At 64.0% G+C, this 7,158-nt stretch carries 4 protein-coding genes; 1 reads left to right on the top strand and 3 read right to left on the bottom strand.

What is annotated here, in order from left to right:
• Positions 1-650 precede the first annotated feature (650 nt).
• The gene (locus ESO89_RS16145; protein ID WP_128906460.1) at positions 651-1,211 is read left to right on the top strand and encodes a TATA-box-binding protein; all 561 of its coding nucleotides are present in this window, start codon (positions 651-653) and stop codon (positions 1,209-1,211) included.
• A 145-nt stretch (positions 1,212-1,356) separates the two neighbouring features.
• Here the strand turns inward: ESO89_RS16145 and ESO89_RS16140 are convergent, their stop codons facing one another.
• The 3 genes from ESO89_RS16140 to ESO89_RS16130 all read right to left on the bottom strand — a co-directional run bounded on the left by ESO89_RS16140 (position 1,357) and on the right by ESO89_RS16130 (position 7,081).
• The gene (locus ESO89_RS16140) at positions 1,357-2,559 is read right to left on the bottom strand and encodes a Cdc6/Cdc18 family protein (RefSeq protein WP_128906459.1); all 1,203 of its coding nucleotides are present in this window, start codon (positions 2,557-2,559) and stop codon (positions 1,357-1,359) included.
• 1,015 nt (positions 2,560-3,574) lie between these two features.
• Positions 3,575-5,827 (bottom strand): NADP-dependent malic enzyme, encoded by a 2,253-nt coding sequence (locus ESO89_RS16135; protein ID WP_128906458.1) that lies wholly within the window; start codon positions 5,825-5,827, stop codon positions 3,575-3,577.
• An 84-nt stretch (positions 5,828-5,911) separates the two neighbouring features.
• Complete coding sequence (locus tag ESO89_RS16130) at positions 5,912-7,081, bottom strand: DUF7544 domain-containing protein (RefSeq protein WP_128906457.1); 1,170 nt, start codon at positions 7,079-7,081, stop codon at positions 5,912-5,914.
• Between the last annotated feature and the right edge of the window lie 77 nt (positions 7,082-7,158).

Raw genomic sequence — 7,158 nt, 5'->3', positions numbered from 1 at the left:
GGTGTCCGGTCCACCCAGCGACCTGGATGACACCGAACGACCACGGCTCACATCAGATTTCCGCTTACGCCGGAGCGCAGGGGGCGAAATCCTCATTCGGGTGAGTCGGATAAACCGACTCTGCGAAACCGGGACGAATTGAACGTCCCGAGTTCGCGGTGCGTTCTTCGCGTTTCAACCGAACGGGCTTATACACTTAAGCACGTCGGAACGCTTCGACCGGCCGCGATGCGGCCGACCGTTGTCCCCCGCGCCGGGGGACCTTCGCATCTAACACGAATGCCGGGTTGTACTTAACCCCGTCGAACCATCGGCGCCACGTCATGCGTTTTCATTGGGAGCAGTTCGCACGAGGAGATCGAATTGCCGGTGTACGAAACAGGTGAGAGGTCGACCCGGACGGCTCAACCAGCGACCCTGAAACGCCGAGAATTATCAAAAGTTTATCATTGACTTCGGCGACACCGATCCGCGTGACAAACCGAGAACCGAGACCGGTTTGCCGATCTCAACTGTGAAACGATACTTCCCGTTCGTCGGTGGGTGCGTGGGTTCGCAAAAGGGCGCCGCTCGGCGCAACGGCCGACGACCGAGCGGTCGTTTATACCACGGGCGTTTATAAGGGAGGGGAACGCATATAAAAGCGAACGATGACGAACCCTGCAGATTCGATCGAGATCCAGAACGTAGTTGCATCGACGGGGATCGGCCAAGAACTCGATTTGGAGGCGCTCGCCGAGGATCTTCCGGGCGCGGACTTCAACCCCGACAACTTCCCGGGGCTCGTTTACCGGACCCAAGAGCCGAAGGCGGCGGCGCTCATCTTCCGGTCGGGGAAGATCGTCTGCACGGGTGCGAAGAGTATCGACGACGTCCACGAGGCGCTCGGGATCATCTTCGAGAAGCTCCGCGGGCTACAGATCCCGGTCGAGGACGACCCGGAGATAACCGTTCAGAACATCGTGTCGAGCGCCGACCTCGGGCACAACCTCAACCTCAACGCGCTCGCGATCGGGCTCGGGCTCGAAGATGTCGAGTACGAACCCGAGCAGTTCCCCGGTCTCGTGTACCGGATGGACAAACCGGAAGTCGTGATTCTCCTGTTCGGGAGCGGGAAGATTGTCATCACGGGCGGGAAGCGGACCGACGACGCGGAGGAGGCCGTAAAGGAGATCGTCGAGCGGATCGAGGGGCTCGGCCTGCTGGGGTAGCGCGGCGCCCCCGGAGCGCGCTCGGATCGCGATCGAATTGCGGTGGTGCGAACTGCGGTGGCACGAAAGACGACGAGAAACAGGCGGTCGGATCGAGGATCGGGCCGGGTCGGCCCAGTAAGGACGGAACTGCTTTTCAGGCCGGCTACTGTGAGGAATCTTCGGTCAGGACCTCTTTAACGACGCTCGGGTCCTCCAACAGTTGGTGTTTCGTGTAACTCCCTTCCGCGCTCCCACCGCTGTGTTTCGACTGTTCGATGATGTCGAGGAAGGCGTGTTCTTTGAGGAGATCACGGACTCGACGGAGCGAGAGGCTGTCCGAGCCCTCCTGACGGCAGATGTTTTCGTAGATCTCGTACACGCGGCTGGTTCGGAAGCCGTCCTGACGACCGCTCGAAAGCGACAGCAGCGCGAGCGCCTGAAGGACGTACCGGGAGTGCGGCGTCGACCCGCGGATGAGTTCGCGGAACCGGTCAGTCTCCGCGCGCTCGCGTGCCTGCGTGACGAACTCCTCTCTGACGGTCGGCTCGCCGTTGCTCTGTGCGATCTCGCCGGCGTATCGGAGAATGTCGATGGCCTTGCGCGCATCGCCGTGTTCGCGCGCGGCGAGCGCGGCGGCCCGTGGAATCGTCGACGGTTCGAGTACGTCGGCGTGGAACGCGTCCGCGCGCGCCTGCATGATCTCCCGGAGCTGGTTGGCGTCGTACGGGGGAAAGACGAACTCCCGTTCACAGAGGCTCGATTTGACGCGTTCGTCCATGCGGTCCTTGTACTGGATCTTGTTGCTGATCCCGACCACCCCGAGCTTGCAGTCGGTGATCTTGCCCGCCTCGCCGGCCCGAGACAGCTGCATCAGGATGGCGTCGTCGTCGAGTTTGTCGATCTCGTCGAGGATGATGAGAACCACGTCGTACCGCTGGTCGAGGATACGCCAGAGCCGCTTATAGTACGTTGACGTCGAGAGGCCTTTGTCCGGGACGTTGATTCCGGTGGCGTCAGGATCGTTGACCGCGTCGGCGATGGTCTGAACGGCCTGCGTTTCGGTCGTGTCCTGCGCGCAGTCGACGTACGCGAACGTCGCGTTGACGCCTTCCTCGCCCGCCGTCGAAACGAGGCGTTTGGAGACGTACTTCGCGCAGAGCGACTTCCCGGTCCCGGTCTTCCCGTAGATCAGAACGTTACTCGGACTCTGACCGAAAATCGCGGGATTGACCGCCGTCGCGAGGTCGGCGATCTCGTCGTCGCGGCCGACGATCCGACCCTCTCCGGGGAGATGGCTGATCTCGAGGAGTTCCTTGTTCGCGAAGATCGGGTCCTCCCGAGTGAAGAGGTCGTCCGCTGCGTCCATGGGATCGACACCGGGTTTCCGGTGAAATGCGTTCCGCTTCGACCGTGGCGAAGTGGGGGTTGAGAGACACACCGTGTTTCCGGTGAAATGGGGGTGGTTGGGGGTGGGGGCGGTGGGGCGGTGGGTGGCCCAGTGAGTGTATATAAAATGGACGGCGATCCCCCAGTCGTTAGTATAAACCGGTGAAACACCGACTGACGGTCTCATCCGACAGGTTCGATTCACCGGAAACCCGGTGTCACCACTTCAGCCGAAGGATGGAAACCTAGGAAGGATGGGAACACGGACGGAGATCCAGTCCGCGGACAAGAACCGGGTTTTCAGCCGGAGAGCCCGGTTTTCAGCCGGAGAATCCGATCTTCAGCCGGAGAATCCGATCTTCAGCCGGAGAATCCGATCTTCAGCCGGAGAATCCGATCTTCAGCCGGAGAATCCGATCTTCAGCCGAAGAACCCGGTTTTAGTCGGAATAACGTTCGGTCGGGACAAGAGAGAATGGATCAAGAACGGATCAAGAACGAAACAAGAACGAAACAAGAGACCGAGTTTCCGATGAAAACACCGGCCTTCGGCCTCCACAAGCTTTCATTTTCTTGGCTTGGCGAACTATACTCAAAACTTGTTTATAGTTCTTTCTGTTTCATAGCGCAGTTTGAGGCAGTTCGTTCGAAACCGGAGACCCGAATTTCCGCCCTCAGCCGGCCACCACTACCCGCCCACCCCCAACCACCCCCATTTCACCGGAAACACGGTGTGTCTCTCAAGCGATTATCTTCGAAGAGACGGCAGCAATCACCTCGTCGATCGCCGAATCGTCGTCACCGGAATTGTCGTGACAAGGAACGGAAAATTGCGGGAAATCGAATCCGAGCGGTGGGAAAAGCGTGAACCGCGAGAGATCGACTCCGAGCCGGAAATACCCCGAGCCGGAAATACCCCGAGCCGGAAATACCCCGAGCCGGAAATACCCCGAGCCGGAAGTACCTGCGGGGCTGAGAGTACCGAACTCCGCTACTCTACTCCTGTGCGTCGACGACGGCCACGCTGGCCAAGTTGACGATGTCTTTGACCTCGTCACCTCGCTGGAGGACGTGGACGGGCTCGTCCATTCCGACCAGCATCGGGCCGATCGCTTCCGCGCCGCCGAGCCGCTGGAGCAGCTTGTAGCCGATGTTCCCTGCTTCGAGGTTCGGGAAGACGAGCACGTTTGCGGCCTCGTCGAGCTCCGAGAACTCGTAGGTGTCGTTGAGGATGTCGTCGACGACCGCGGTGTCGGCCTGCATCTCACCGTCGACGGGGAAGTCGACGCCCTCGTCGTCGTGGAGTATCTCGACCGCTTCACGGGGTTTCCGGGTCCCCTCGTTGTCGACGCTGCCGAAGTTGGAGTACGAGAGCATCGCCGCGCGCGGCTCGACGTTGAACCGGCGAGCGAGCTCGGCGGTGTGGCGGGTGACCTCCGCGAGCGTCTCCGCGTCGGGGTCTTGGTTCACCGTGGTGTCGGCACAGAAGATGACCCGGTTTTTGAACGTGAGCATGTACACGCCCGCGACGGTGTCGGTGTCTGCCGCGGAGCCGACGACCTGTAACGGCGGCCGGAGCGCCGACGGGTAGTGGTGCGTCAGTCCCGTCAGCATGGCGTCGACATCTCCCGACTTCACCATGACGCTCCCGAGGTAGTTCGTATCTCGTCGGACCAGCTCGTTCGCCTCCCGGCTCGTGATGCCCTTCCGCTTGCGGAGCTGGTAGAGCTGATCTCCGTACGCGGACACGTCACGGTCGTCGGGATCGACGATCTCCGGGCGGAACGAGAGCCCGAGCCGGTCGGCGGTCCGCGCGATCTCGTCGGAGTCGCCGAGCAGCACCGGCTCGGCGATCCCCTGCTCGGAGAGCTGGTAGGCCGCGCGGATCATCTTCTCGTCGGTCCCCTCCGCGAGCGCGATCCGCTTCGGGTCGTTTTTCGCCTTGTTCAACACGACGCGCATCATCTCGCGGGACTTCCCGAGGCGCGCCTCCAGCCGCTCTCGGTACTGTTCGAGGTCGATCTCGGTCCGGGCGGACCCCGACTCCATCGCCGCCTCCGCGACGCTCGGAGCGACCTCGAACAGTACGCGCGGGTCGAGGGGCTTCGGGATCACGTAGTCGGGGCCGAACTGGAGCGGGTCGTCGCCGTACGCCTTCACGACCGCGTCCGGCACGTCCTTGCGGGCCAGCTCCGCGAGCGCCTCCGCGGCCGCCCGCTTCATCTCCTCGTTGATCTCCGTCGCGCGCACGTCGAGCGCGCCGCGGAACAGGAACGGGAACCCGAGCACGTTGTTCACCATGTTCGGGTAGTCGGACCGGCCCGTCGCCATGATCACCGTGTCGTCGCGGGCGTCCTTCGCGTCCTCGTAGGTGATCTCCGGATCGGGGTTCGCCATCGCGAAGATGATCGGGTCCGACGCCATGGATCGGACCATCTCCTGCGAGACGATCCCGCCGACGGAGAGGCCGACGAACACGTCCGCGCCTTCCATCGCGTCGGCGAGGTCGCCGCCCGGTCCCTCGCTGGCGAACTGACTCTTGTACTCGTTGACGTCGCCGTTCGCGACGCGGTCCTCGGTGATGATTCCTGAGGAGTCGCACATCGTGATATTCTCCGTTTTCGCACCGAGAGAGACGTAGAAGCGGGCCGTCGCGATCGCGGACGCGCCCGCGCCCGAGAACACGATGTCGATTTCGGAGAGGTCCTTCCCGGAGATCTCCGTCGCGTTCATCAGCGCCGCGCCGGAGATGATCGCGGTTCCGTGCTGGTCGTCGTGGAACACGGGCACGTCCATCACCTCGCGGAGCCGCTCCTCGATCTTGAAGCACTCGGGCGCCTTGATGTCCTCTAAGTTCACCCCGCCGAAGGTCGGCTCCATCGCCTTTACGGCCTCGCAGAACGGGCCGACCTCGTCGATGTCGAGCTCGATGTCAAACACGTCGATGTCGGCGAAGCGCTTGAACAGCACGCCCTTCCCTTCCATGACGGGCTTCGACGCTGACGCGCCGATGTCGCCGAGCCCGAGCACGGCGGACCCGTTCGAGACGACTGCGACGAGGTTCCCCTTCGCCGTGTACTCGAATACCGATTCCGGGTCCGCGGCGATGTCGCGACACGGCGCCGCGACTCCCGGAGAGTACGCGAGCGAGAGGTCTCGCTGCGTGTTCGTCGGCTTGGTGGTCTCGATCGCGATCTTCCCCGGTGGCTCCTCTCGATGATACTCCCTCGCGTCGTCGTCCAGTCCCATGTCTCCCCCAATTCGGTAACGGAGTAAAAAGGTATGTGAACCCGTCGAATACTGATTCGACGTTCGACGATCCCCGGAAGCGGCTCAGTCGCGGCCGGTCGACCCCGGATCGGAATCGGCCGACGCGGGATCGTCACCCGCCGAACCCGGAGTATCCTCTGTCGACGCCGGATCGATGTCCGGATGGAGCAGCCGCAGATCCGACTCGATCCCGCCGATCGTGGCGACCTCGTACGCGATCAGGTACGATCGGGTGACGACGCTGACGGGGAGCGTCAGCGCCACCAGCGTCACCGCGGCGACGACCGCGACGACCGCGACGACCGCGATTCCGGCGGTCGTCCCCACCAACGCGCCGAGACCACCGAGAGGAACGGCGGCGAGCAGAAGCGCGACCCCGGCGACCCCGGCGACCGCCGAGCCGGCGATCACGAGCGCGACTCCCTCGACGATCGCGGCTCCGACGCCGACGAAGAAGTGGACCGCGAGGTAGACGACGATCTCCATCCACGCCCCGCTGACCGCGCGCCAGACCCGGCGCCACCCGGCGATGACGCCGGTCCCACCGACCACCATCGCGGGGATGACGAACTCGTAGGTGAGCCGGAGCGCGAGCGTCGCGAACAGGACGACCGCGCCCCCGAGAAGCCCCGCGGCGACCGCGGGACCGATCGAGAGCGATCCCACCGCCGCCGCGAACGAGTCGCCCGGCTCCCACCCGATCGGCGTCTCCGCCGCGACGGCGACGAGCACCGCCAACGCGATCGGGCCGGCAGCGAGCGACCAGAGGGCCGCGGAGGCGGCGAACAGGCCGGCCGCCTGCCGGAGCCGTCCGAGGAACGGCCGCCACAGCCGGACCTCGTTCGTCCGGAGCGCGTCGTAAAAGACCAGCCGAAGCGACAGCGAGGCCACCGAGAGAACGACCACGCCGACGACCGCGACGACCGCGACGACCGCAACGGCGACGATCAGTCGATCGCCCGGCGTACCGGCGAGGAGGTCCGAAACGACGGCGTCGAGTACCGGGACGCCGGGTTCCGTCTCCGTGCCGGCCCCTCGGGCTCCGGAGAACCCCGAAACCCCCCCGATCCGGGCGTCGGGAGCCACGGGGACCGACACGCCGGTGTTCGCACCGCCGCCCATCAGGAGAACGAGGAGAGCGAGCTTCGCCCAGCGTACGAGGCTGACCGGGAACAGGAACCGGCGAGTGACCTCGACGGCGTCGTCCACGGCCTCGACGGAGTGCCAACCCATGGCTCCCGATTTGCCGGGAACACATATATAATGTGACGGGCGGGAGAGCGGTCCAGCCACTCCGACCGGATCGTCCG

Source organism: Halorubrum amylolyticum (assembly GCF_004114995.1).
Lineage (GTDB): Archaea > Halobacteriota > Halobacteria > Halobacteriales > Haloferacaceae > Halorubrum > Halorubrum amylolyticum.
This window is presented reverse-complemented; position numbering and strand designations above follow the sequence as displayed.

Excerpts from the sequence above, each read along its gene's own strand:
- ESO89_RS16145 (WP_128906460.1), top strand. The coding sequence starts at position 651 with ATGACGAACCCTGCAGATTCGATCGAGATCCAGAACGTAGTTGCATCG.
- ESO89_RS16140 (WP_128906459.1), bottom strand. The coding sequence starts at position 2,559 with ATGGACGCAGCGGACGACCTCTTCACTCGGGAGGACCCGATCTTCGCG.
- ESO89_RS16135 (WP_128906458.1), bottom strand. The coding sequence starts at position 5,827 with ATGGGACTGGACGACGACGCGAGGGAGTATCATCGAGAGGAGCCACCG.
- ESO89_RS16130 (WP_128906457.1), bottom strand. The coding sequence starts at position 7,081 with ATGGGTTGGCACTCCGTCGAGGCCGTGGACGACGCCGTCGAGGTCACT.